This window comes from Helicobacter cholecystus (assembly GCF_003364215.1).
Lineage (GTDB): Bacteria > Campylobacterota > Campylobacteria > Campylobacterales > Helicobacteraceae > Helicobacter_G > Helicobacter_G cholecystus.
Window position 1 is genome coordinate 1 of the sequence record NZ_NXLU01000011.1, and the last position, 23,954, is coordinate 23,954.

Genomic DNA, 23,954 nt, shown 5'->3' on the forward strand with positions numbered 1-23,954 from the left:
ATACTTTTAGGAGAGCAGAGGGTTGAGAGTAAAATCATAGTGTATCTTCATAGAAGTGGAGGGCCTCTTTAATGCAAAGCTCTCCATTAAGGGATTTTTGCAAAGCATGATCAAAAAGAGTTTGAAATTGTTTTTCTTTAAGATAAGAAGTGAATTTTTCTCGGGGTGCATGATTGTGAATAAGCTCTCTGAGCTTCTCATCAATGATTAAACTTTCATAAATGAGAATTCTTCCAGAGTAGCCTTTGTGATTACATTTATTGCAGCCTTTTGAGGTGTAAAAAGTGCAATCTTTATATTTATCAGGAAGATTTGAAACTCTTAGTGAGGTTTTGCAATGGGGACAAAGTTTAGGTAAAAGCCTTTGGGAGATAATTAGATGTAGAAGTGAAGCAATTAAATAGGGTTTTGCTCTCATATCTGAAAGTCTTTGAATAGTGCTTAGAGCATCATTTGTATGAAGTGTGGAGAAAACCAAGTGCCCAGTTAATGAGGCACGAATAAGAAGTGAGAGAGTTTCTTCGTCTCTTGTTTCACCAACCATAATCATATCGGGGTCTTGACGTAAGATGCTTCTAAGAGCCTCTTGGAATCCAAAGCCATATTTTTCATTGATTGCAATTTGTGTAAGTTCTTTAACATCGTATTCCACAGGATCTTCAATTGTAATAATCTTTTTAGAAGAGTCTTTGAGAGCATGAAGCATAGAGTAGAGTGTGGTGCTTTTACCGCTTCCTGTTGGACCAGTGACCAAGATTAGTCCATAGGGAGCATGAAGGATTTGTTGAATTTGATGAGAGAAGCCCAGTTCTTGAAGGGTTTTTTCTTTCGTGTCTTTATAAAGGATTCTAATGACCAAAGATTCCCCTTTGATCGTTGGGATAGTGCTAACCCTAAAGTCAAAGTCCCTTCCCTCAAAATTTGTTGAAAACTTTCCATCTTGAGGTTTTCTGATTTCATGAATGTCAAGGAGACACTCAAGCTTGATAAAAGAACTTAAAAGAGAAAAGTATTCTAAGGGTAATACAGAAAACTCTCTCAAATCTCCATCAATTCTTACTTTAACATCTACATATTCTTGGAGTGTTTGAAAATGAATATCACTTGCATTTAACTCTATAGCTTGGGAAAGAAAATAATAGAGTAATTTTTGGATTGCGAGATCTTCATCTTGTGCAATACATTGGCAAATTTCTTCAATATTTTCTAATCTTTCTTGAGATTTGAGAATTTGGTCTAACTTTTCTTGAGTAATAAGTTTAATGTCTGCATTTCTAAATTCTTGGGGAAGAAAGTCTAGAATAAAAGGAATATTGAATTGCTCAATAGTAGCAATTTGTGGAGGCGTAAGAGAGCAAGGAAAGGTTTTAAGCTTTTTGCAAATCTCAAGAGGTAAAAGTGGGTAATAAACCATTATCTTACTTCTCTTTCCATTGATTACTAGGCGTATAAAGTCGCAACAATTCTTCTTCTTTGATCTGTTTTAAAAGAGATTTAAAATCACTATTAAACTTTCCAATCTCTGTGTAAGTGTTTTGGTTAAGGGATGTTGGAGAATGGATAATTTTAGGAGAGATGATAATGACCATTTCTTCTTTACTATTTGAATTCCACTTGTACTTAAATAAATATTCAAGAATAGGAATGTCTCCTAATAGAGGAATTTTAAATTCTTTTTTAGAAGAAATATTTGAAATCAGTCCCCCTAAAATAATTTTCTCACCACTTTTAACTTTAACCATAGAAGAGAGTTGGTTTGTAGAAAGATTTGGTGGTGTTTTTAGAGCATTGGGTTCATTTTCGACCTCTGTATTTTTTGTGCGAGTGATGGAGGGATTGATTTTTAGAATAATTTCTTCTCCTTGGATTGAGGGTGTAACATCGAGCAAAACGCCTGCAAAAATACTTGGATAATTCTCAGTTGAGTTTTGGATGCTATTGCCTTGAGAGCTACTTTGATATACGGAGTTTTGTATATAGCGTAAAACACTGCCCACAGAGATTAAAGCAGGTTGATTATTGAGTGTAAGGATTTTTGGATTGGAGAGGGATTGTGTTTTTCCATAGGTTTGTAAAAATTCTACAATACGTGAGAGTGTTACCCCTTGAGAAAAAATGTTAAGTTCTACATTCATTCCATTTTTACCTAATTGCAAAAAGCTTGCTCCTGTATTTCCTATTGATGGAATTGTGAGATTGTTTAGATTATAAAGCTCATTCCAATTGATTCCAGCAGTTTGAGAATTAAAATGTCTGATTGTAAAAATATGCACATCAATGAGGACTTGAGCATGCATTTTTTGATGAAGTTTCTCTAAATAACGTCTAATTCTTGCGTGTTGTGCATTGCTTGCAGTGATTGTAATTAACCCCGCATTTTTATTAATTGTAATGTTTTGTGGGATTTTCTCAAAAAAGAGATCTTCAGAGCGGTATGCAATTGAGCTAATCTCTTTTTCAATTTCCCCCCAAAAATTAACCTCATCTCTTGAATAGATCTTGCTTCCACTTTTCCCACTCCCACCTCCTAAGGGAAGATTTTCATTTCCTAAGAGATGAGCTGAGGGGTTAAAATTTGGAGATTGTGTAAGTGTGACATCAGTATTATTTGAACTCATTCTTGCAGTAGAGACATAATTAAGATCATAGGTTTGCGTGGAGAGAAAAGAGATTTTAAGCACAAAATCTTTGGATGTATAGTGTAATCCTCTATGATCTAAAAGAATTTCAAGGAATTTTTTTGCAGAAAGATTATTGATATGAAGATTGGGTTGAGTATTTGAGAGAATTTCATAAGAGAGGTTATCTGTATAAATTAAGCTAAATTGGCAAGATTTTGCAATTTCTTCTAAAATCTCACGGGAGTTAATTAAGCCATTGCTTTGAAAACTAAAATATTCTTTGCAAGGAAGAGCAAAAGCAAAGAATGGAAGGATTAAAAATAAAAACCTTATCAAAAGATCTTCTCTCTTAAATAAAGTGTAAGTGTGTGGGTTTGATTTTTTAAGATTACGCTATCTTTATTAATTTTTTGAAGTGTATATCCTGAAATTTTATTCCCAACCTCAAGCCATTGACTATTGATTTTGACTTTCTCATTAAGCAAGGCTTCAAGAATAAGAGGTGAGGGAGAAGTTTGTTCCTCTTTCCAAGGAGAGGTAATAAGGGTGGAGTAAGTGAGAATAGCTGAGGGGAGTGCATAGGTTTGTGAATTTTCACCATAAAGAGTGAGGGAAAAATCTCCCTCTTCATCTAATGAAAAGGTGTCAATTTTGAGAGTAGGATAAGTTTTAAGCACATTTAAAAGTGAAAAGAAATTCTCATTTTCAATCTTACCTTGAGTTTTAAGTGTATAGTGAGTCAAGCCCACATCGCTTTGCGAAAAACTAATGAGTGTAGAGTATTTGCTGATAAGCTCTTGAGCATTAAAATAACTTAAATAGGGGATCACGCTAGGAGTTTCTTGGGATTGTGTAGGGTAAAAATATCTTTTGATTGCGTCATCTACTCCCAATTTCCATACAATAAGAATACATAGAGAAACAAAACAAATTTTTGCAAGTAAAATCTCTCTAGGAGTAAGTCGGGATAAATAGTTTTGAATCTTGTCTTTCATAGCAGAATCCTTAGAGTTTGCAGATCAAGAATATTAGTTTTATAACCCTTGGAGTGCAAAAGTTGTAAAAGTTTTGGTGAAAAGGGTTGAGAAAAAAACAAAATCAATCCTTCATGCTGTGTGTATTGATATTTAAGAAATTTTTCTTTGGAGAGTTGGGGTCCAAGAAGGGCAAGTAAAGAGTAGAGTGGATAAGAGATATTAAGGTTTTTGCTATGAGGGATAATGGAAGTTGGAGCAGGAGTAGGAGCAAAATGGATTAACAATCCTGAGGGGATGAAGATTCCTAGAAGGGTAAGAAGAATAAATTTCAATAATGAGTGAAACATGGGTGCTTTTTGCTCAAGAATGATAAAAGAGGGTTGGGAAGAGAGGTTAAGTGTTTGAGTGTTTAGAATAAATTTTTTGTCATAGGTATAGGGGTGAGAGAAGCCGTAGTCAAAAAGTGTAATTTTAGGAGTTTGGATTGCATAGAGTTTTTGAATTAAAGCAAGGCAGTGGGTAAGATCATTTTTGTTATGAATGGGTTTAGAATAGGTGAGTTTATTGTTCTGATAATAACAAAATAGCATTGAGGATTCATAGGCAAAAAGTGCATACTCTATACCCAATAATGGAGGTAGAACAAGATCAAGCATTGCAAAAGAGGCATGGGGAAGAGAAGAAGTGGGAAAATAAAAACATTCTATGCTATTTGCTAGAGGGAAATTAAAACAAAGATAGGTTGAGTTTAAATCTAAAAGCTTTGAGCTGTATCCAAGCTCTAAAGGATTGCTTTGAAGTGGACAATGTGTTTGAAGACAAAGGCTTGATGGAATAAGAACAATAGGTGCAGGTTGAGATGAGGGAATAAGTGAAAGATCATCTTGGTGATAGAAAATGAAATGCTGACTCAAACTCCCTCCTTAATATAGAAAAGATATTTACAATCTCTTTATATTATCGTAAGTTTTATATTTTTTCAGCTAAAAATAAGCTTAGAAGAGGGGTTTAATTTCCCTCTAAAAAGTTTTGAATATTGGTATAAACGCTTTTAATTAATCTCTCTCTTGTTTGTCTGTAAGCCCAAGCAGTGTGAGGGGTGAGTAGAAGTCTTGAACGTAAAGAGGGATGAAGAAGGGGGTGATTGGCTTGAAGTGGTTCACATTCTAATACATCGCTCCCAAAAGCAATTTCGCTCTCTAGCATTCTTTGAGTGAGTGCATCTTCATCAATAATTCCCCCTCTCCCTACATTAACTAGGATTGCCTCATTTTTAAGGAGTGAGAGATTTGAGGCAGAGAGGAGGTGATGAGTTTGAGGATTGAGTGGGGCATGAATGGTGATAATATCACTTGTACTCAAAAGATTATTAAGGGACTTTTGTGGGAAGGAGTGATCTTGATTTTTTCCACTTGTGGAGGTGTAGCTTACTTTTGCGCCTAGAGCTTGAGCGAGTTTTGCAGTCTGTTTTCCAATATTTCCAAATCCAATGATTCCCCACTCTTTATCTGCAATTTCCTCACAACCTTCAACAATATGTGTAAAAACTGGAGAACTGCACCACTGGGAGCTTTTGCAATATTCATCATAAAAGGGGAGTTTTGCTAAGAGTGCTAAAACAAACATCAAAGTATGTTGAGCAACGGCAAAAGTGCTATATCCTGCTACATTTCTTACTTCAATCCCCAATTCTTTAGCTTTAATAAGATCAATAATATTTGTGCCTGTGGAAGTGAGGGCAATGAGTTTAAGCTTTGGGAGGTAGGAGAGAGTTTGTGCATCAAAAGGCACTTTGCAAGTAATAATGATTTGTGCATCTTCGCATCTGGGCAAAATTTCTTCTTTTGTTGTGCAAGGATAAATACTCAAATCCCCAAAATCCTCAAACTGTTTTAAATTAACTTCGCCTAAAGTGAGTGAATCTAAGATAACAATTTTCATTTTTACTCCTTTTTATCTTATAATTGAGCACTCATTATATAAAAAGGCAATTCCAAAAAATGAATAATAATTTCCAAAGAGCACAAATTCTCCTAGAAGCACTTCCATTTATTAAGATTTTCCGCGGTTCAAAAATTGTGATTAAATATGGTGGATCTGCACAAATTGATCCTAAACTCAGAGAGCAGTTTGCAAAAGATATTGTGATGATGTATATGCTTGGGATTCAACCTATCATTGTGCATGGTGGTGGAAAAAGAATTACAAGTGTATTAGAGAGTATGGGAGTAAAGAGTGAGTTTGTCAATGGATGCAGAATCACAACACAAGAGTGTATAGAAGTTGTGGAAATGGTGTTAAGTGGAGAAATTAATAAAGAGCTTGCTTATTTTCTTTCTCTTAATGGTGTGAGGGCTGTGGGGATTAGTGGAAAGGATGCTTCACTTTTGAATGCAAGAGTAAAGGATAATGGAAAATATGGATTTACAGGAGAAATTATTTCTTGTGATCCAAGCATATTGCATTCACTTTTGCAAGAGGGAGTTATTCCCGTGATTTCTCCAATTTCAGGAGATGCTGAGGGTAGAAGCTATAATGTTAATGCTGATGAAGCGGCATGTGAAATTGCCAAAGCATTAAAAGCAGACAAAGTTATTTTCTTAACAGATACACTTGGGGTTCTGGGTGCTCAGGGAGAATTATTAGAGAGCATTAAAATCTCAGAAGTATCCTTGCTTATCCAAAATGGAGTGATTAGTGGGGGGATGATTCCTAAAATTGAAGCATGTGTAGATTGTTTGAATTCAGGGGTGAAAAAAGTGCATATCATTGATGGCAGGGTTGAGCATAGTTTGCTCTTAGAACTTTTTACAAATGATGGTGTGGGAAGTGAGATTGTATGCTAGAGCAATATAGGCTAGGTTTCATCCAATATCTTTTTGTCAAATGGCAAACTCGCTCACTAGGAATCAAGATAGATAAAATGATATTTTTGCTTCCTGTATGCATTTGTATTGCAGGAGAGAAGAATTTAGAGAAATGCATTCAAAATACAAGAAAAATTCTTAATCGTCATATTAAATCAAGACGTCTAGCTTTTCAAGTTTTCCGTCGTGTAATGCATAATGCGAGACGTTATTTTAATGATAGTGAGCTTTTTGAACAAAATCGCCAAAAACTCTATGATCTGCTTACCCAACATATTCAACTATTTTCTCTTGTTTTAGATATTTATGAAGATATTCCTATTGAGGTGGAGAGAATGAGTCAAATTGTGCGAAAAAATTATGATGAAGCTTTTAAACTCCCCGAAGAGAGTGCAAGACTTTTAATGTATCAAGAAAGACGATTATTTACTGATCAAAATCCTTTAGAATAAACTCCTTATTCTTTTCTTAATTTAAGTAAAAATTAAGTATAATGAGGATACAATAACTCTTTTAATTTTGCGACAGGAAGGCAAGAATGGAAATTACAAAAATTGCAACTCAGGCACAAATCGAGCCAAAATGGATCGTTTTAGATGCTAAAGACAAAGTATTTGGTCGTTTGATTACAGAGGTCGCGACTTATTTAAGAGGGAAGCATAAACCTTGCTTTACACCTCATATTGATTGTGGGGATTATGTTGTTATCATTAATGCAACAGAAGTGAAGTTCTCTGGGCTTAAGCTAAAGGATAAGGAATATTTTACACATTCAGGTTATTTTGGCAGCACAAAGAGTAAAACTCTTGAGGAAATGCTAGAGAAAAGTCCTGAGAAACTCTATCACCTAGCAGTTCGTGGAATGCTTCCAAAAAACAAGCTTGGAAGAGCAATGCTTAAGAAGCTCAAAGTTTATAGAGGAAGTGAGCATCCTCATACAGCACAAATTTCAAAAGCGAAGTAAGGGAGTAGAGAATGGCAAAAGTTTATGCAACAGGAAAAAGAAAAACAGCAGTCGCTAAAGTTTGGCTCACAAGTGGAAGTGGAAAACTTAGCATCAATGGTGAGAGCCTTGATAGTTGGCTTGGAGGACATGAGGCGATCAAAATGAAAGTGATGCAACCTCTAGTACTCACAAAGCAAGAAAAATCAGTAGATATCGTTGCTGTAACACTTGGCGGTGGATACTCTGCTCAAGCTGAGGCACTGAGACATGGTATTTCTAAAGCTCTCAATAGCTATGATATTGCTTTCCGTGCGATTTTAAAACCCAAGGGACTTTTAACAAGAGATTCAAGAGTGGTTGAGCGTAAAAAATACGGAAAAAGAAAAGCAAGAAGAAGCCCACAATTCTCTAAGAGATAATCTCTCTTTCCCCTTTCTTTGGGGGATATGCACTAATAATGAAAATTGGATTAATTGGCGATATCGTTGGAAGATCAGCAAGAATGCTGATTGCACAGCTTCTACCTCAAATCAAAACCCAATATCAGCTTGATTTTATTGTTGCAAATGGTGAAAACGCCTCTCATGGCTTTGGCTTAAGTATTGAGCATTGCAATGCATTGCACTCTTATGGCATCGATGTCATTACGGGAGGGAATCATAGTTTTGATAAGCCCGAGATTAGGGCGTATTTGAAAGAAGAAAGTCAAGTTTTACGTCCTCATAATTGTTCTAAAGAGCTTGAGGGCAGTGGAATGTATATCACGCAGATATGTGGAGAGAGCGTGGCTGTGCTTAATCTTATGGGGCATTTTGGAATGCCACAATGTGATAATGTCTTCCTCTGTGCAAGAGAGAGTGTGGAGACTTTACAAGAGAAGGGGATAAAAAATATTATCATTGACTTTCACGCTGAGGCAACCAGTGAGAAGAGGGCGGTGTTTGAAATGCTTAAAGGCAAGATTGGGGCATTGTTTGGGACTCATACACATATTGGCACAGATGATTTGATGATTGATCAGCAGAGTTTTTATGTGAGCGATGTGGGAATGTGTGGGGGATTTGATAGTGTAATAGGAATGGAGAGTGAAGCACCTATTGAGCGGGGACTAAGTGGAGTTAATAAAGCAAGATTAAGCGTGAGTGAAAGCCAAAAGGTAATTTTTCAGATGATCGTGCTTGAGATGAGTGAGGGGCGAGTGCAGTGGGCAAAAAAGCTTCGCTATGTACAAACCATTGGTTGGCTTCAAACTCTTGAAGCGACAAAACTCTAAGGAGGGGAGAATGAGAAAGGAAAAGAAGCCTTGCTTTTTTTGCAAAGGGTTTAAGCTGCGCAAGATTGATTTTTTACTCATCATCATTATTTGCGTGATTATGTATTGGGTCAATCAATATCAAGTTGCACAGATTGATAGGGAGCAAAAAGAAGAGACTAAGACAATCCAAGAGGTTCAGAAATAGTTTTAGCTTGGGATGATGGAATTTTTTCTAGCGGTTTTTTGAAGTGAGAAAAGCAAGAGAATCATTGCAAGGGTATAAAGGACTGTAAGGAGGTTTTCTAACCCTGAACGAGAGGATTTATCAATCAAATTCATCGCTCCAAAAATAAGAGTGGGTTTATAGCAGGCAATCCATAAGGTAGAGATAAGCCCAATTCCCGCAAAGAAAAAGATCCTTTGAATGTATCCCATAATCAAGAGTGTCCCAAGACTGATGACTCCTCCAAAACTTAGTGTGATTCCATAGGGGTTTAGGTGCAAAAGAATAGATGAGTCTTGAAAATATCTTATTATAAAAAATCCAAGTCCAAAATATCCAATAACAATCATTACCCAAGAGATGATTTTAAGTAAGTCAGTGTGGTGGTCTGAAGTGTGGCGATAAAGGCATAACTGCCACTTGTCTATCCAATCTCTCCAATTCCAAGATTCTTTGAGTTTAGAATGTAATTCAATTTCTTTGCAATAGAGCTCAACTCGATGATAGTTTGAGGCATCAAGGAGATTGCCTTCTTTGGAGAGAGTGTTTTTAAAAAGCCTAAAACTATCACGGAAGTCGTTGGCATTTTGTATTGCTTGATTGAATAGAATGGGTTTGCCCTTATCTTTGATGACTTGATAGGTCGTTTTATAATCAAAATTTAAAGAAGAATTGACTAGATTGAGATTTGTTTGAAAGACTGCTTGAGTGAAGTTGGGGATTTTTTCAAAAACCACCTTGTAGAATGAGACAGTTTCACCATAAAATCTTGTATTTGTGAAAAATGTCACTTGTTTAAAAATACTTTGATTAAAAAAGACTGTTGATTGATGATTATCTTTTTCTCCAAAAGTGCATCCCGAAAAGCTTGTTTGTCCTTCAAATTTTGCATAGATTTTGGTAACTCCCTTGAAGTGGGAATCTGTAATGGATACAAAATTTTTGAATATACAGTTTTCAAAGATAATTTCTTCAAAGATGCAAGAGTTAAAAATAATATCTTTTTCAAAAGTGCAATTTTTGAATACAAGTTTTTTAAATCTGCATTGATGAATATTGATTTCTTTGAAATGACACCAATTGAAGTTCATCTCTCCTGTATTTTTTATCTCATTCATATATTCATCTATTTCATCATCACCGATCTCATCTCCCATGAAAGTAAAAGAATTCATAAGGCGTAGTGATGGTGCATGATGGAAATGAAGTTTGTATTGGCGTATTTTCCAAAGCTCCATAATGCCTAAGTCAAGATGGCGTATAGGGGTAATTTTGTAGTCAAGGTGTTTTACTTTTGCATTGGAGGGATAAGAGCGAGGGTAAATAATTTGTTGAACCATTCCAATAGATTTTATAGTGGGATTGAAAGGGAATAGAGCAAAACAAATTGCATTGATTACTTCATCGATATCATCAAAGTATTTTTGAGCTTGGATAAAAAAATCGTCTTCTTGCATTATTGATAAATTTTACTTTCGTAGTTTTTCTTAAATTATATTTTGTATTTTTTTAAGAAAAATTATAAAGTTGAGCAAATATCTAACATAAAGAGCCTTTGGATAAATCAAGTTGCTAAGGGATTTTATAAGAAACCCAATAGGTGGGTAAAAATAGAGTCTTACCCCCTCCCCCTAAATCTTGGGGAAAGAGAGTTGGCGTTTGTAAAAAGAGATTGCAATTAGAGCGATCACTCCTCCTACAAGGAAATAGACAAATATTGGGATAGGTAATGGATCCCCAGCTGCATAAGAGTGCATTCCTGAGAGATAGTAATTGACCCCAAAATAAGTCATCAAGATTGAGAAGAAGCCTACAACACTTGAAACTGCAAAGACATAAGGAAGATTTTTAACCCCTAAAAATCTAATGTGCAAGATGATGGCATACACACAGATTGAGATAAGCGCCCAAGTCTCTTTAGGATCCCAACCCCAATATCTTCCCCAAGATTCATTTGCCCACACGCCACCCAAGAAGTTCCCAACAGTAAGCATGAGTAGTCCGATAATCATTGCCATTTCATTAATAGCATTCAGAGAAAGGATTGTATTATCAATATTTTTCTTCCCATCCCCTCTAAAGATAAACATCAGCAGTGTGATCACACCAAGAATAAAACATAATCCCAAAAATCCATAACTTGCCGTGATGATGGAAACATGGATGTTAAGCCAGTAAGATTTAAGCACAGGCACTAGATTGCCTACTTGTGGATCCATAAATCCAAGATTTGCCACAAAGAGAGAAATCCCTGCAAGGAATGAGGCTGAAGAGATAGCAAGATTGCTTTTCTTAAAAAATATAATAGCACTCATTGCTGAAGCCCAAGCGATGTAGAGCATTGATTCATAGGCATTACTCCAAGGGGCATGTCCACTAATATACCATCTCAAAGCAAGTGCAATGCTCTGTAATGCTGTAAGCACAACAAGAATAATCCAAAAGATAAGATTAATTTTTGAAGGCATTTTTTGATTTCTAAGAATATAAACTAAGGTAATGATAAAGAGTATCAAACCTACAAGAATAAAAGGAGCAATGAGATAGCGGAATAAATTGATTTTATTAAGCAAAATCTCAGAATCAATTTTTGAGTCGCTAATGATGAGAGTAGGGCTGTATTTGTTTTGATAGGCTCTCAGTTCAACAAGGGCATTGCTTGCTTCTTGCCATTGATTAATGGAAATTCCTTGATTAATCCCTTTATAGAGGTTTTGAATGATTGATGCAATTTCTTGAGCTTGGGCTTGATGATTACTTTGGATTGCATTTTGGATTGCTTCAAGGGGTTGAGCCCAACGATTTGAATCAGTAGCAGTAGGGAAGGATTTAAATATTTCTCCTGTATAGACAAGATAGGCAAGATTAACTCTCTCATCCACGGCAAGAACATCTTTATCAAATGTTCCTCTCATTGAGGGTTTTTTGTTGTTGGCATCTTCAACATAGTTTTGCAAAATATAAGTGCCATTAGTGAAAACATCTTTAAAGGCGATGTAGCCTGTATCAGGAGAGAGGCCAAGAATCTTTTTAAGAGCAGGGTTTGAGATTTTAATCATTTTGACAAGTTGCCACTCTTGAGGTTGCATAATCATTCCTAGGAGGACTTGAGTGTTATTCATTCCTAAGAACCCATCTTTTTTAGTGATTTTATGGACAAAATCAGTTGCAAGAGCATTAATAGGTTTAATCCGTCCTCCAAAATCTTGCACCAAAACTTTTTCAAATTCTTTTGAAAACTCCGCACTCCTTGATCGGAATTTTTCAAGATTTTCTTGCAAGGAATGCACTTCAAGACGATCTTCTTGTGCATAAGAAGGGGTTTGTAAGCTCAATACTGCAAGAGTAAAGAGGAAAAAAGAGAAGATTTTTTGTTCTTGTAAAAATGCTCCTAACTTTCTAAATCTTCCTTTTTTATCAAGAAGAAGTAAAATTGCTCCTAAGATGAGTAGCCCATAGCCAAAGTAAGTGACATTTTTGCCAGGGTCATTATTGACAGAAAGGATTGTTCCTTGTTCATCGCGATCATAAGAGCTTTGGAAAAAGCGATAGCCCCCATAATCCAAAACATTATTCATAAAGATTCTAAAAGGTTTGCTTAAGATTTTGGCTTGATCATCAATGATCTCAACTTCTGAGGCATAAGAAGAGGGACTCATTGAGCCTGGATAGCGATCAAGCTGAAAATCGACTAGATGCAGTGAGAAAGGAAGTGCAAGTTTTTTTACACCCCAAGAAATCGTTATGCTTACTCCTCCACCCTCAATCACAATGGGTTTTCCCTCAATTCCCACTCCACCAATAAGCTCAATTTTTGTGGGGAGTCCATTGTAATTTAAATCCAAGATCATTCTTGAAGTGGGGTCTTTTTTATCAGAAGAGAGTTTATTGATTTCTTTGACATTAAGCAAGAGAGGTTTGCCAAAAAATTCAAGTTCACTCTCAAGAGTTTCTCCAGTAATGAGATTTGCGGGAATGGATTGAGTTTGACTCTGACCTTGATTATTGGTCATTTTAATGTTGATATAGGTTTCAGAGCTGGAAATAAGGTTTGTCTTCTCTCCCTCTCTAATATGCATTACTCCTTCAAAGCCAAAGTAGCGAGTGATTCCAGCACCTAAAATAATAAAAATAAGTGCAGAGTGAAAAATGAGACTGGTATATTTTTTTCTCTGCCAAGCCTTAGAAGTGATAAAGCATCCAATGAGTACAACCAATAAATATCCATGCAGGAAAGCAAACCAATTTGTTCCATATACAAGTGCTTTGGCAGTGGGGGTGCCATAGTCATTTTCAATAAAAGTTGCTACACCACAAGCAATTGCATAAAAAGCTGTAAGTGGAATTGCAACCCAAATTGAGGCAAAAGCAAGTTTTAAGAAATTTACAATGCCTTTATTTTGGTCAAGCTCTTGAGTGCTGTTTAATGAATTGCTACACATTTATTCTCCTTGAAGTTTTTCTTGAAGCATTTGATGCATTTGGATTTGATCTTTTGCCTTAAGGTATTCTGCACTTGCGATGAAATTTAAGAAAATTTGAAATTTATCTTGAGGGAGGTAGCCAGGATAAATCACAATGGGTTGCCCATTTTTATCTAAAAATACAATTGTTGGAGTAGGGCGAATGCCGTATTGGCTTGCAAGTGTTGCGCTATCTACAATAGTTTGTTTACCTTTAAAATCAAGTGTGTGTTCTTTTGTATAGCTAAGATTAATATAGTAACTATTGAAATTCTTGAGCAATATCTCTTGCGTAGTCTTATTTGTCTTTAATTCATCTTTGAGACGATCACACCATTGGCAATTATTTTTTCCAAAAATCAAAATGACATATTTTCCATCAGAAGAAATTTTTGAGGTATCTAAGAAAAGATGTTCAAGTCCAGCATAACTTGCTTTATCTAGATTCTGGGCTTTTTGTAATTCTTCTTGGGAAATATTGGATTGGGTTGAGAATGCATTTTCATCAATTTTGCCATCCTTACATCCTGTGAGTAAAACCATGATTGTAAAGAAAAAGCTAAGAATGAGTTTAGGCATTTTTTTCTCCTTGTGTAAGATTGATAATCATTTGTGCAAATCCCTCACTATCATTAAGGCAAGGGATTCTAATAAAATCTTGAACACCTGATTTTTGTGCAAGTGCCTTAAGTTCAATATCAAGTTCAAAAAGAGTTTCTGAATTGTCAATACTAAAGGCAATTGGGTAAATCACAATATTTTTTTTGTCTTTAATGATTTGTTTTGTTGAAGGCTCTAGCCATTTCATAGGCCCAAGTTTGGATTGATAAGAGAGTAAAATCTCTTTGAATCTTATTCCTTTTTCAAGAAGTTTTGCTTCTAGGGCTTTTTGACTTTCTTTACAATGCTTCTCATAAGGATCACCACGATCAATAACGCTTTGAGGAAGCCCATGTGCTGAAAGGATGAGGGAATAGTTTTGGGGATTTTTCTCTTGCATACTTTTATGAATTTGTGAAGCAATTAAGGAAATATATTCAGGGTGTGTAGGATAGGATTGAATGATAGAGATTGTGGGCTGGTAATGGTGTTTTTTACATGCATCTTTAAAATCCTCAAGAGAAGATTGGATTGTTGTTGTAGAGTATTGAGGATACATACTAAAAAGCACAACTTGCTCAATCCCTCTATGGATCAAATCCATGACAACCATATCCGCATAGGGTGGTGTATAGCGCATTGCATAAGTATAGTAAGTGTCGGGATCAAGTGTATTGAGTTTTTGTGTGAGTGTAAAAGTAGTGGCTGTAATGGGGGATTTTCCTCCAATAGCTTGATAGTTTTTTTTTGCTTCATCTATTCTTTTATTCACAATAATCATGCCAATAATTTTACGCATAAAAGTACTTTTAACTTGCAAAATATGAGGATCATTAAACATATTTTTGAGGAAAGTTTCTACCTCAAAGAGATTTGATGGTCCTCCCATATTAAGTAAAATAACCGCTTTTTTAATGATATATCCTTATGTTTTTCTCAAAAGTGATGATTTTATAAGAATAAAGTTACAAAGTTGTTAAAATTTTCTTAATTCCCTCAAAAACTCTTTGAATTTCTTCAGTACTTATCACATAAGGAGGCATAAAATAAATTGTATTACCCAATGGACGCAAAAGTAATCCTTCTTTAAGTCCTCTTTGATAAAACTCAATCCCTGCTCTTGTGTAAGGGAGATTGCATAAATCAAAGGCAAAAATCATCCCCATAGAGCGAATATTCTGCACACAGGGAAAATTTTGAAGTGTATGGAGATGTTTGAGGATGATTTGGCGTTTATTTTGATTGCTTAAGAGTGTTTGCTCTTTTTCAAAAAGATCAAGTGTGGCATTAGCACAGGCAATAGCTAAAGCATTTCCTGTGTAACTATGAGAATGCAAAAAAGCTTTTTTGCTCTCATAATCATCATAAAAAACTTCAAAAACTCTATTGTGTGTCAGCACAACAGAGAGGGGAAGATAACCAGCTGTGATTCCTTTGCTTAGGCACAGAAAGTCAGGAATAATTGAGGTTTGCTCATAGGCAAAAAGACTTCCCAATCTCCCAAATCCCACGGCAATTTCATCAAAGATGATATCAATCCCATAGTCTTTGCACATTATGCAAGCTTGCTCTAAAAACTCTTTAGGATAGATTTTCATTCCTCCAGCACATTGGACAAAAGGCTCTAGAATAAAACCACTGATAGATTTCCCCTCTTTTTGCAAAATTTCTTTAAGCTCTTGGAGGGCTTGAGGAATTGAGTTTAAATCATAGGGGGTATTGAGGGCAATGACTTCAAAAAGCAAGGGGGAGTAAGTATCACGATACAATCCTACATCCCCCACACTCAGAGCACCTAGAGTTTCACCATGATAGGAGTTTGCAAGAGTGAGGAATTTGTTTCGTTTTTCTCCTAAAATTAAATTTTTATGAAAACTCATTTTAAGTGCAACCTCAATTGCACTTGAGCCATTATCCGCATAAAAACATTTTTCAAAATGAAAATGGGTTGTGGCTAATAATCTTTGAGAATAGCGCATAATACCCTCATGAGAGAAACCTGCTAAAAGTGTATGTTCTAATTTTTGGGCTTGCTCATAGAGCTTAGAGTTGATGTAGGGGTGAGCATGTCCAAAAAGATTAACCCACCAACTGCTAATACAATCAATATATGCTCTCTCTTGATTGTCATAAAGATAAACACCCTTTGCGTAAGAAATGGGAATAGGGGGGATAAATTCGTGGTCTTTGTGCTGTGTGCAAGGATGCCATAGGGGGGAGAGAAAGGCAGAATTCATAAAAAACTCCAATTTTTGATTTTTTAAAGTGATTAAAAAGATTTCATTGTTATAATTTCGCAATTTTAAGACATTTTTCCTCAAAAATTTTTCTTTAACAAAGGGGTTAGCAAGATAATGATTGATTGGATGCAAAAACACAAAAAATGGCTAATCGTTACAATCTGGATTAGTACAATTGCTTTTATTGCTGCTGGAATGGTGGGGTGGGGTTCATATAATTTTAATCTTGATCAAGGTGTTGTTGCACGAGTAGGGGATATTAAAGTAACACAGCGACAATATGACGCACAATTTCGTCAACTCTTTAATCAATACAATTCTGGAGGCGATCTTGATTTGCAAAAAGCTAAAGAAATGGGGCTTGATGAACTTGCTCTCTCTCAAGTGATTCAAAGGGCATTGATTCAAAATTTTGCACAAGATTTGGGGCTTTATGTCAGTCCTCAAGAAGTTTCTAGTGAGATTGCAAAAATTGAAGTTTTTCAAGAAAAAGATTTGTTAGGTCAATCAAAGTTTAACTTAAAGCTTTATCAAGAAGTTTTAAAGAATAATAATCTTATTCCTGCTGAGTTTGAAGCAAGTATTAAGCAAGATCTATTGATTAAAAAAGCATTAGAAATTTTGCCAAAGTCTCAGGCTAGTGAATTAGAAAAAGCAGTGTTTTTATTCCCTTTTGAAATTATGGATACTGCAAAAATCCAAGTCCTCTCTTTCTCACAATTTCATCCCAAACCTACTCAAGAAGAGGTGAAGAAGTTTTGGGAGGCGCATCAAAATCAATTTCTTTATCCTGCAGAATTTAAGATTGATTATGTATTGGTAGAAGATAAGAGCCAAAATCCCACAGAACAGGAACTTAAAGACTTATATGAAGAGACAAAAAGTAAATACCTTGATGAGAATAATAATTTCAAAAGCTTTGAGAGTGTGAAAAAAGAAGTGCTAGAGCAAAAACGCAGTGAACTTGCAGAAGAAAAAGCTCTTCAAGAATATATTGCACTTAAGGGGAGTGAGAAAATCTATGGCAAAGAAGAAATCATCTTAGAAGATGAGAAAAAACTAGGTATAGAACTTCAAGAAGCTATCGAGGGAGCAAATATTGGTGAAACTTATAAGCCCATTAAAACCCCCCAAGGTTATATTGTTTTTAAACTTATTGAGAAAAAGCCACAAAGTCCAAAGAGTTTTGAAGATGCAATTGAAGAGGCAAGAGAGATGCTTATCAGTCAAGAGAAAGCTTCTCTTGCACTTAACAAGGCAAAAGAACTTCTTCAGAGTGATTTTAAAGGTACACAAGCAGTAAAGATCAGTTTGACTTCCCAGGATAAAATCACTTCACTCAGTGATGAGGAAAAAAGTCTTGTAAGCAATAAGATCCTTTCTTCTTTGCAAAAGAAAGGATATATTCCCTTAATGGAAAAAATTATTGTCTACGAGATTGATTCTCAAAGTTTAACAAGGCAACTTCCCGAGAATTTTAAAGGTGATGCAAAAAGAATTTTAGAGCTTTATAAAGAGCAAATGTTCCAAAAAGAGTTTTTTAAATATCTTGAAAATAAGTATAAAATAATAAGAAATATTTCACTGAAATAGTTTTGATAGGAGAGGGATTTGAAACAAATAATTATGGCTGTTGATATTGGTTCTGTTAATATCACTTGTTTGATTGCAGAAGTTGTAGATGGGATTCCAAAAATTATTGGATGTGGATTTGCCAAGTCTCAAGGGATACGAAAAGGATTTATAAGCTATATTGAACAAGCAGCACACTCTCTTAAATCAGCTGTTGAAGATGCCAAGCAAATGGCAGGAGTAGAAATTAATAAGGCCATTGTATCAGTTTCAGGAGTTTATGCAAAAAGTCGTAACAGCTCAGGGGTAGTCACTGTTACAAGTGGTGAGATTGGGATTAATGAAATTAGGCGTACAATCCAAGCTGCTCTCCACAATGCCACAATTCCTGCAGAATATGAGGTTATTCATGTATTGCCCTATCAATTTATTGTTGATGATCAAGATTGTGATGATCCTAATGGGATGAGTGGTGAGAGACTAAAAACAAATGTACATATTGTTACATTACAAAAAACTGCACTTGAAAATCTTAAAAAAGTTGTCAAGTATGCAGGAATTGAGATTGAAAATATTGTGCTTTCTTCTTATGCCTCTTCAATTGCAGTTCTCACGGAAGATGAAAAAGAGCTTGGTGTAGCATGTATTGATATTGGCGGAAGCACTTGTGATGTGATGATGTATATTGGAAGATCTATGTGTTATGATGAGGTCCTTAAGGTGGGATCAAATAATGTTACAAGTGATATTGCAGTAGTCTTTAATACTCCACTTAATGTTGCTGAAGAGCTTAAGGTGCGATATGGAGGATTAATTAATCTTAAAAATCATGAAGATAAAACCACACTTCAAATTCCAGTTGTTGGTGGAGTGGATAAACCTCAAATTATCACTTTTGGAGACCTCTCAGAGGTTATTTATTATCGTCTTGCAGAAACATTTGACTTTTTGCATCGTATGATTGAAAATAATGAGTTACGTACGCAAATTGGAGCAGGAATTGTTTTTACAGGAGGCTTGATGAAAATTGAGGGAATTGAAGAGTTTATTGAGGCATTCTTTAGAGAGCGTCTCACTCGTATTGCCTTACCTAAAGAGATTGAAGGAATGCCAGATGAACTTAAAGATCCTTGCTATTCTACAGCTATTGGACTTATTTTATATGGGAGTGGTGGATTTACAAATTATGAATTTATCCCAGAGAGAAGACAGCTAAAAGTCAAAAGAAGTAGACTCTTTCAAAATGGAGAAGAATTAATAGAGCCAAAAGAGACTCCAAAGAGTGATTTCTCTGGTGTCTTTGAAGATGACTTAAAGAAAGATCCTGAGGAAAAAGATAGTTTTTTTGCAAAAACAATGAAAAAATTTGGAAGTTTATTTTAAGGAGAAAAGTATGGAAAAGATTGTTGTAGAAGAAATTCGTCCTGTATTTGGAGCAAAAATTACTGCAATTGGTGTAGGGGGAGGAGGATCAAATGCAATCAGTAATCTTGCTGATTCTGTGGGTATTCATCAGTATGTTAAAATTGTCGCAGCCAATACAGATAAACAACATCTTGATGGCTCTCCAGCTCCTTATAAAATTCGTCTTGGTGAAGAGCTTACAAAAGGTTTGGGTGCTGGAATGCGTCCTGAGGTTGGGGAAGCATCTGCACAGGAGAGTAGGGACCAAATTAGAGAAGTACTTGAGGGTTCTGATATTGTGTTTATTGCAACAGGTCTAGGGGGTGGAACAGGAACAGGTGCATCTCCAGTCATTGCCGAAATTGCAAAAGAAATTGGTGCTTTGACAGTTTCTATTGTGACTAAGCCTTTTAAAGGTGAAGGGCCTAAAAAGGCTAAACTTGCAGAGGGTGGTCTTGCAAAGCTTAGAGAGGTAAGTGATTCTATTATTGTTGTTCCAAATGATCGTTTAAGGTCAGTGATTCCTCCAACTGCAGGGATTAGAGAGAGTTTTAAAATCGTTGATGATGTTTTAGTTAGAGCAGTTTCAGGAATTGCAAATGTAATGCTTAATTATGGACCAAATAATATGAATGTAGATTTTGCAGATGTGAGAACTGTAATGGGGCATAAAGGCTTGGCATTGATGGGAATTGGTGAAGCTGAAGGACAGGGTGCAGCAAGTGAAGCTCTTAAAAAAGCCCTAACTTCTCCATTGCTTGATAATGTCTCTATTGAAGGGGCAATGGGAATCTTGCTTAATTTTGAATTCAGTGAAGATCATCCCTTTGGTGAGCTAGAAGATGCAATGGATCTTATTCATGATTATGTGCATGAAGATGCAGATGTAAAATTTGGGACAATTTCTTGTGAAAATATGTCTACAGGGCAAGTGCGTGTCACAATTATTGCAACAGGTTTTGAAAAAGAAACAATCAGCAAGGCAGAAAAAGAAAGTTTTAGAGAGGAAAAGCAAAAGCAAGAAGCCATTCGTTCAATGAAAAATGAAATTGATATTCGTGGGCATTTTGAGAGTGGAAGAGGGTATCAAGATATCCAAACAATTGATTTAGACTATCCGGCAGTCATACGAAAAAATAGCAATAAGCCTCAGCAATAAGACAGTAGTGCTTGTTTCTCATTGGGGGTTTCACCCTTGATGACTTGATGCAATAACTTTTCTAAAATTTCCCCAATTTTTTCTTTCTTATAACCTAAGGCAATTAAGTCATTTCCATTGATCTTAAGATCTTTAAGCAAAAAACATTCATCAGCAATCATAATATTTTGTAAGATTTTATAGATTTCTTTAATGTTTCTATCCATAAGTTTTTGAAGCTCCAAGAGAGCACAGAAATTGTCATATCCCATTTTATTAAGCATAAACTTAATTTTTATTTTGTCAGGCTCAATCTTTGTATATTTGTGGGCAAAAAGTATTGCAGTGCGCTTAGAGGTGATTTTATCAATTTTTAGTCTTTGCAATGCTTTGAGATCTTCTTGCTTTTGAAAAATATAAGAAAAGAGGATGGAAAGATTTGGGATTTTATGTTTAAAGGGTTTACTTAACTCTGGCAGCACATAGGAGTAAATTAAGCGATAGGTTTGAAAATATTTACCCCAAAAAGAAGTATGAAAAATTTCTAAAAGTTCATCTCTAATTCTCTCTTTTGAAATATAAGAGAGTAGAGGGATTGAGTTTAGTGCTCCTTGCAGTGTATCAGGGTGAGGATTTAAGTCAAATTTGGAGCTAAATCGTATAAGACGCAAAAGTCTTAATGCATCTTCTTGAAATCTTTCCTTGCTCTCCCCAATACATCTAAGAGTTTGATTGGCTAAATCATTCTGACCTTCAAAATAATCAATCAGCCCCTCTTGAGGGTTATAAGCCATCGCATTGATTGTAAAATCTCTGCGTTTTAAATCCTCAAAAAGATTTGTGCAAAAGTTAACTTGTGGGTGGCGGAAATCTTGATAGTGGGATTCTGTGCGAAATGTTGTAATTTGCACAATTCCAATAGGGGTTTTTATGCCAATTGTTCCGTATTTTTTTCCAAAAGTTAGACCTTCAGGGAAGATTTCTAAAATTTTCTCAGGACTTGCAGGTGTACAAATATCCCAATCTTTAGGTGAAAACCCTAATAAATAATCTCTTACACATCCCCCTACAAGATAGGAGGTAAAATTATAGGATTGCAAGGTTTGAAGGATTTGCAATACATCTGAGGGGATTATTTCTTTCATTCTCCAAAAACTCGCTTAAAAAGATTATCAACATTTTTAAGATAATAATCGCTCTTAAAACATTCAGTAATACTCTTTTCATCTACAAAAGCTCTAAGTTCATTGTCTTCAAGAAGGTATTGTAAAAAAAGGCTCTCCCCTTTTGTATTTACTGCACTCTCTCCCCTGCTTAAAGCCTCCCACACTTTCATTGCATTGCGTTGGACGATTTTATAACTCTCTTCCCTGCTCACTCCTTTTTTAGGAAGCTCTAAGAGAATGCGCTGAGAGAAGACTAAACCACCTGTAAGATTAAGGTTTTTAAGCATATTTTGAGGGTAGACAATAAGATTTTCAAGTAAATTTGCCAAACGAGTGAGCATAAAATCTGTAGTGATAAAACTATCAGGTAGAATAAAGCGCTCAACTGAACTATGAGAGATGTCCCTTTCATGCCAAAGAGCAATATTTTCCATCGCTGGAATACAGTAGGAACGAATCATTCTGCAAAGTCCTGTGATATTTTCACTCAATACTGGATTTCTTTTATGGGGCATTGCTGAACTTCCTTTTTGACCCATAGAGAAATATTCTTCTGCTTCATAAACTTCTGTTCTTTGGTAGTGGCGAATGGCTAAGGCAATTTTTTCACAACTGCTTGCAAGGAGTGCAAGATCTGTAATCACTCTTGCATAACGGTCTCTTTGAATCACTTGATTGCTCATAGGAGCAGGGGTAAGACCTAGTTCTTTGCACACAATTTCTTCAAGTTCAATAGGAGAATGAGCCATATTTCCCATTGCTCCACTTATTTGTCCAACACTGATAGTTTTTAGAGAGTTTTGTAGTGCTTCTTGATGGCGTGAGATTTCATCATACCAAATCCCAAGCACAAGACCAAAAGTAATGGGTTCACCATGAATTCCATGACTTCGCCCCACCATAAGAGTGTATTTATGCTCTAGGGCTTTTGTTTTAATCACTTCTTTAAGCCTGTCAATGTCTTCAAGGATGAGTTTTAGAGAATCTCGCATTTGTAGGGCATTTGCAGTATCGATGCAATCACTGCTTGTTATGCCATAATGCACCCATCGACTTTCTTCCCCCAAAGATTTTGCTACTGAAGTGGTAAATGCAATGACATCATGTTTTGTGACTTTTTCAATCTCATCAATCTCATCAATATCAAATTTTGCATTTTTGATGATTTTTTGTGCATCTTCATCAGGGATGAGGCCAAGTTTATTCCAGCCTTTAACAATTGCTTTTTCAACATCAAGCCATGCTTGATATTTAGCTTGCATATCCCATTTTTTACTCATCTCTTCTCTTGCATAGCGATTGACCATTTTTATCCTCACTTTTTGAATTTTGTAGTTACAATCCTATCTAAAAAATCTAGAGAATGAGAGTGATGGAGTGGATTGCTTATATAACACAAAATAATATTGCTGGTTTTTTATTATTGCTTTTGAGATTTGGTGGGCTTTTTGCATTTTTTCCTTTTTTTGAAAATCAGCTTGTACCTGTAAGTGTGAGAGCGACATTAACTTTTTTTTGTACTTTTTTGTTTTTTCCCTTACTCCCAAGTATGAATTATAATTTAAGTCTAGTGGAGTTTGTGATTTCTGGGGTTATGGAGATTATGCTAGGTTTTATTAGCGGCTTAGTGCTTAATTTTGTGTTTTCTGCAATCACTTTTGGGGGAGATTTGATGAGTTTTTCAATGGGTTTAACAATGGCAAGTGCTTATGATCCAGTCAGTGGAGCCCAAAAGCCTATTATTGCCCAAACTATTGCAATGCTTGCATTAGTGCTTGTACTTACTTTAGATTTTCACCACGGGTTGTTTTTGCTTGTGGCTGAGAGTTTTACACATCTTCCCTTAGGGACCTTTGCACTCAGTAATGAGATTGTGGAGTATTGTGTTAATGCATTTATAACAATGATTGTTATAGGATTTTCCATGGCTTTTCCCATCGTTGCAATTTTGCTTCTTGCAGATATTATTTTTGGAATGATTATGAAAACAAATCCACAATTCAATCTCCTTGCAATTGGTTTTCCTATAAAGATTGCAATTGGATTTCTTGTGATTTCTGTGGTAATTTCTGCGGTAATTTACCACTTTGAAAATACTCTTATCAGTGCATTTGAGTTTTTAAAGGTGATATTTTGGAGCAAATAAAATAAGAAAAGTAAATATATTTTTTACATTATTGAAGTATAATCGGCCTGTCTTTGTTGAAGACAAACTTTTTCTCCTATTTTTATAATCCTTTGTGTTTGTCTAAGGGGCCTTGCCCCTTAGTTTTCCTCTAGAATTTCTAATAAGGGATAAAATAATAATACTTGTTATGTCTTTAAAAAATAAAGTAAAAACCCAATCTAAAACCTAAGACAGAATCTTTTGATGATGCTTTAAAAATAAAAGCCAAAGTGAGAAAGTGCCACAAATTCCACTGATAATATAAATCCCTAACCCTTTCTCCCAAAAGTCTGGATTATCAGGAAATCCTAATGC

The 23,954-nt window shown here is 35.5% G+C and carries 22 protein-coding genes; 10 read left to right on the forward strand and 12 right to left on the reverse strand.

What is annotated here, in order from left to right; translation table 11 throughout:
- Window positions 1-34 precede the first annotated feature (34 nt).
- The 5 genes from CQA62_RS06435 to CQA62_RS06455 form a co-directional block, all read right to left on the reverse strand.
- Window positions 35-1,414 (reverse strand): GspE/PulE family protein, encoded by a 1,380-nt coding sequence (locus CQA62_RS06435; RefSeq protein ID WP_104724829.1) that lies wholly within the window; start codon window positions 1,412-1,414, stop codon window positions 35-37.
- A 4-nt stretch (window positions 1,415-1,418) separates the two neighbouring features.
- Entirely contained in the window at window positions 1,419-2,957 is a 1,539-nt protein-coding gene (gene mshL, locus CQA62_RS06440; protein ID WP_104724828.1) for a pilus (MSHA type) biogenesis protein MshL, read from the reverse strand.
- Window positions 2,954-3,616, reverse strand: coding sequence for a hypothetical protein (locus CQA62_RS06445; protein ID WP_104724827.1), 663 nt, complete (start codon window positions 3,614-3,616; stop codon window positions 2,954-2,956). Before CQA62_RS06445 ends, mshL begins: the two co-directional genes overlap by 4 nt.
- Window positions 3,613-4,512: a hypothetical protein gene (locus tag CQA62_RS06450; protein WP_104724826.1), complete on the reverse strand. Its 900-nt coding sequence runs from the start codon at window positions 4,510-4,512 to the stop codon at window positions 3,613-3,615. The genes CQA62_RS06445 and CQA62_RS06450 overlap by 4 nt, the downstream gene beginning before the upstream one ends.
- Window positions 4,513-4,606: 94 nt before the next feature.
- Complete coding sequence (locus CQA62_RS06455; RefSeq protein ID WP_104724825.1) at window positions 4,607-5,539, reverse strand: D-2-hydroxyacid dehydrogenase; 933 nt, start codon at window positions 5,537-5,539, stop codon at window positions 4,607-4,609.
- A 59-nt stretch (window positions 5,540-5,598) separates the two neighbouring features.
- Between CQA62_RS06455 and argB the strand changes: the two genes are divergently transcribed.
- The 6 genes from argB (at window position 5,599) to CQA62_RS06895 (ending at window position 8,871) form a co-directional block, all read left to right on the forward strand.
- Window positions 5,599-6,444, forward strand: coding sequence for an acetylglutamate kinase (gene argB, locus CQA62_RS06460; protein WP_104724824.1), 846 nt, complete (start codon window positions 5,599-5,601; stop codon window positions 6,442-6,444).
- Window positions 6,438-6,917, forward strand: coding sequence for a hypothetical protein (locus CQA62_RS06465; protein WP_104724823.1), 480 nt, complete (start codon window positions 6,438-6,440; stop codon window positions 6,915-6,917). The genes argB and CQA62_RS06465 overlap by 7 nt, the downstream gene beginning before the upstream one ends.
- 86 nt (window positions 6,918-7,003) lie before the next feature.
- Window positions 7,004-7,429 (forward strand): 50S ribosomal protein L13, encoded by a 426-nt coding sequence (rplM, locus tag CQA62_RS06470; RefSeq protein ID WP_104724822.1) that lies wholly within the window; start codon window positions 7,004-7,006, stop codon window positions 7,427-7,429.
- Window positions 7,430-7,440: 11 nt separating this feature from the next.
- A complete protein-coding gene (gene rpsI, locus CQA62_RS06475; protein ID WP_104724821.1) occupies window positions 7,441-7,830 on the forward strand; it encodes a 30S ribosomal protein S9 in 390 nt (129 codons plus the stop codon).
- Window positions 7,831-7,868: 38 nt separating this feature from the next.
- Window positions 7,869-8,684 (forward strand): TIGR00282 family metallophosphoesterase, encoded by an 816-nt coding sequence (locus CQA62_RS06480; protein ID WP_104724820.1) that lies wholly within the window; start codon window positions 7,869-7,871, stop codon window positions 8,682-8,684.
- A gap of 10 nt (window positions 8,685-8,694) precedes the next feature.
- Window positions 8,695-8,871, forward strand: coding sequence for a hypothetical protein (locus tag CQA62_RS06895; protein ID WP_158653699.1), 177 nt, complete (start codon window positions 8,695-8,697; stop codon window positions 8,869-8,871).
- 2 nt (window positions 8,872-8,873) lie between these two features.
- On the opposite strand, the gene CQA62_RS06485 is transcribed toward CQA62_RS06895, so the two are convergent.
- The 5 genes from CQA62_RS06485 to CQA62_RS06505 all read right to left on the reverse strand — a co-directional run bounded on the left by CQA62_RS06485 (window position 8,874) and on the right by CQA62_RS06505 (window position 16,189).
- A complete protein-coding gene (locus tag CQA62_RS06485; RefSeq protein ID WP_104724819.1) occupies window positions 8,874-10,346 on the reverse strand; it encodes a pentapeptide repeat-containing protein in 1,473 nt (490 codons plus the stop codon).
- Between the two features lie 174 nt (window positions 10,347-10,520).
- Window positions 10,521-13,331 (reverse strand): cytochrome c biogenesis protein CcsA, encoded by a 2,811-nt coding sequence (locus CQA62_RS06490; protein WP_104724818.1) that lies wholly within the window; start codon window positions 13,329-13,331, stop codon window positions 10,521-10,523.
- Window positions 13,332-13,931 carry a SoxW family protein gene (locus tag CQA62_RS06495; RefSeq protein ID WP_104724817.1) on the reverse strand — a complete coding sequence of 200 codons (600 nt, stop codon included), beginning with the start codon at window positions 13,929-13,931 and terminating at the stop codon, window positions 13,332-13,334.
- The gene (gene hemH / locus CQA62_RS06500; protein ID WP_232006863.1) at window positions 13,924-14,871 is read right to left on the reverse strand and encodes a ferrochelatase; all 948 of its coding nucleotides are present in this window, start codon (window positions 14,869-14,871) and stop codon (window positions 13,924-13,926) included. The genes CQA62_RS06495 and hemH overlap by 8 nt, the downstream gene beginning before the upstream one ends.
- A 46-nt stretch (window positions 14,872-14,917) precedes the next feature.
- A complete protein-coding gene (locus CQA62_RS06505; protein WP_104724830.1) occupies window positions 14,918-16,189 on the reverse strand; it encodes an adenosylmethionine--8-amino-7-oxononanoate transaminase in 1,272 nt (423 codons plus the stop codon).
- Between the two features lie 117 nt (window positions 16,190-16,306).
- Between CQA62_RS06505 and CQA62_RS06510 the strand changes: the two genes are divergently transcribed.
- The 3 genes from CQA62_RS06510 to ftsZ are packed head-to-tail and all read left to right on the forward strand — an operon-like array spanning window position 16,307 to window position 20,327.
- Window positions 16,307-17,785 carry a peptidylprolyl isomerase gene (locus tag CQA62_RS06510; RefSeq protein ID WP_104724815.1) on the forward strand — a complete coding sequence of 493 codons (1,479 nt, stop codon included), beginning with the start codon at window positions 16,307-16,309 and terminating at the stop codon, window positions 17,783-17,785.
- A gap of 18 nt (window positions 17,786-17,803) precedes the next feature.
- Entirely contained in the window at window positions 17,804-19,147 is a 1,344-nt protein-coding gene (gene ftsA / locus CQA62_RS06515; RefSeq protein ID WP_104724814.1) for a cell division protein FtsA, read from the forward strand.
- Between the two features lie 10 nt (window positions 19,148-19,157).
- A complete protein-coding gene (gene ftsZ / locus CQA62_RS06520; protein ID WP_104724813.1) occupies window positions 19,158-20,327 on the forward strand; it encodes a cell division protein FtsZ in 1,170 nt (389 codons plus the stop codon).
- Here the strand turns inward: ftsZ and CQA62_RS06525 are convergent.
- The gene (locus CQA62_RS06525) at window positions 20,318-21,451 is read right to left on the reverse strand and encodes a CCA tRNA nucleotidyltransferase (RefSeq protein ID WP_104724812.1); all 1,134 of its coding nucleotides are present in this window, start codon (window positions 21,449-21,451) and stop codon (window positions 20,318-20,320) included. The two genes, ftsZ and CQA62_RS06525, sit on opposite strands and share 10 nt — an antisense overlap.
- Window positions 21,448-22,779 (reverse strand): adenylosuccinate lyase, encoded by a 1,332-nt coding sequence (gene purB, locus CQA62_RS06530; RefSeq protein WP_104724811.1) that lies wholly within the window; start codon window positions 22,777-22,779, stop codon window positions 21,448-21,450. The genes CQA62_RS06525 and purB overlap by 4 nt, the downstream gene beginning before the upstream one ends.
- Before the next feature lie 65 nt (window positions 22,780-22,844).
- On the opposite strand from purB, the gene fliR reads away from it, so the two are divergent.
- On the forward strand, window positions 22,845-23,618 hold the full coding sequence (fliR, locus tag CQA62_RS06535; RefSeq protein WP_104724810.1) for a flagellar biosynthetic protein FliR: 774 nt from the start codon (window positions 22,845-22,847) through the stop codon (window positions 23,616-23,618).
- Window positions 23,619-23,954: the final 336 nt, after the last annotated feature.

Coding starts and splice junctions, on each gene's coding strand:
- CQA62_RS06485 (WP_104724819.1), bottom strand. CDS start 10,346: ATGCAAGAAGACGATTTTTTTATCCAAGCTCAAAAATACTTTGATGAT.
- ftsZ (WP_104724813.1), top strand. CDS start 19,158: ATGGAAAAGATTGTTGTAGAAGAAATTCGTCCTGTATTTGGAGCAAAA.
- CQA62_RS06895 (WP_158653699.1), top strand. CDS start 8,695: ATGAGAAAGGAAAAGAAGCCTTGCTTTTTTTGCAAAGGGTTTAAGCTG.
- CQA62_RS06510 (WP_104724815.1), top strand. CDS start 16,307: ATGATTGATTGGATGCAAAAACACAAAAAATGGCTAATCGTTACAATC.
- CQA62_RS06495 (WP_104724817.1), bottom strand. CDS start 13,931: ATGCCTAAACTCATTCTTAGCTTTTTCTTTACAATCATGGTTTTACTC.
- fliR (WP_104724810.1), top strand. CDS start 22,845: ATGGAGTGGATTGCTTATATAACACAAAATAATATTGCTGGTTTTTTA.
- CQA62_RS06455 (WP_104724825.1), bottom strand. CDS start 5,539: ATGAAAATTGTTATCTTAGATTCACTCACTTTAGGCGAAGTTAATTTA.
- CQA62_RS06525 (WP_104724812.1), bottom strand. CDS start 21,451: ATGAAAGAAATAATCCCCTCAGATGTATTGCAAATCCTTCAAACCTTG.
- rpsI (WP_104724821.1), top strand. CDS start 7,441: ATGGCAAAAGTTTATGCAACAGGAAAAAGAAAAACAGCAGTCGCTAAA.
- purB (WP_104724811.1), bottom strand. CDS start 22,779: ATGGTCAATCGCTATGCAAGAGAAGAGATGAGTAAAAAATGGGATATG.
- CQA62_RS06480 (WP_104724820.1), top strand. CDS start 7,869: ATGAAAATTGGATTAATTGGCGATATCGTTGGAAGATCAGCAAGAATG.
- CQA62_RS06505 (WP_104724830.1), bottom strand. CDS start 16,189: ATGAATTCTGCCTTTCTCTCCCCCCTATGGCATCCTTGCACACAGCAC.
- rplM (WP_104724822.1), top strand. CDS start 7,004: ATGGAAATTACAAAAATTGCAACTCAGGCACAAATCGAGCCAAAATGG.
- CQA62_RS06465 (WP_104724823.1), top strand. CDS start 6,438: ATGCTAGAGCAATATAGGCTAGGTTTCATCCAATATCTTTTTGTCAAA.
- CQA62_RS06490 (WP_104724818.1), bottom strand. CDS start 13,331: ATGTGTAGCAATTCATTAAACAGCACTCAAGAGCTTGACCAAAATAAA.
- CQA62_RS06445 (WP_104724827.1), bottom strand. CDS start 3,616: ATGAAAGACAAGATTCAAAACTATTTATCCCGACTTACTCCTAGAGAG.
- CQA62_RS06435 (WP_104724829.1), bottom strand. CDS start 1,414: ATGGTTTATTACCCACTTTTACCTCTTGAGATTTGCAAAAAGCTTAAA.
- argB (WP_104724824.1), top strand. CDS start 5,599: ATGAATAATAATTTCCAAAGAGCACAAATTCTCCTAGAAGCACTTCCA.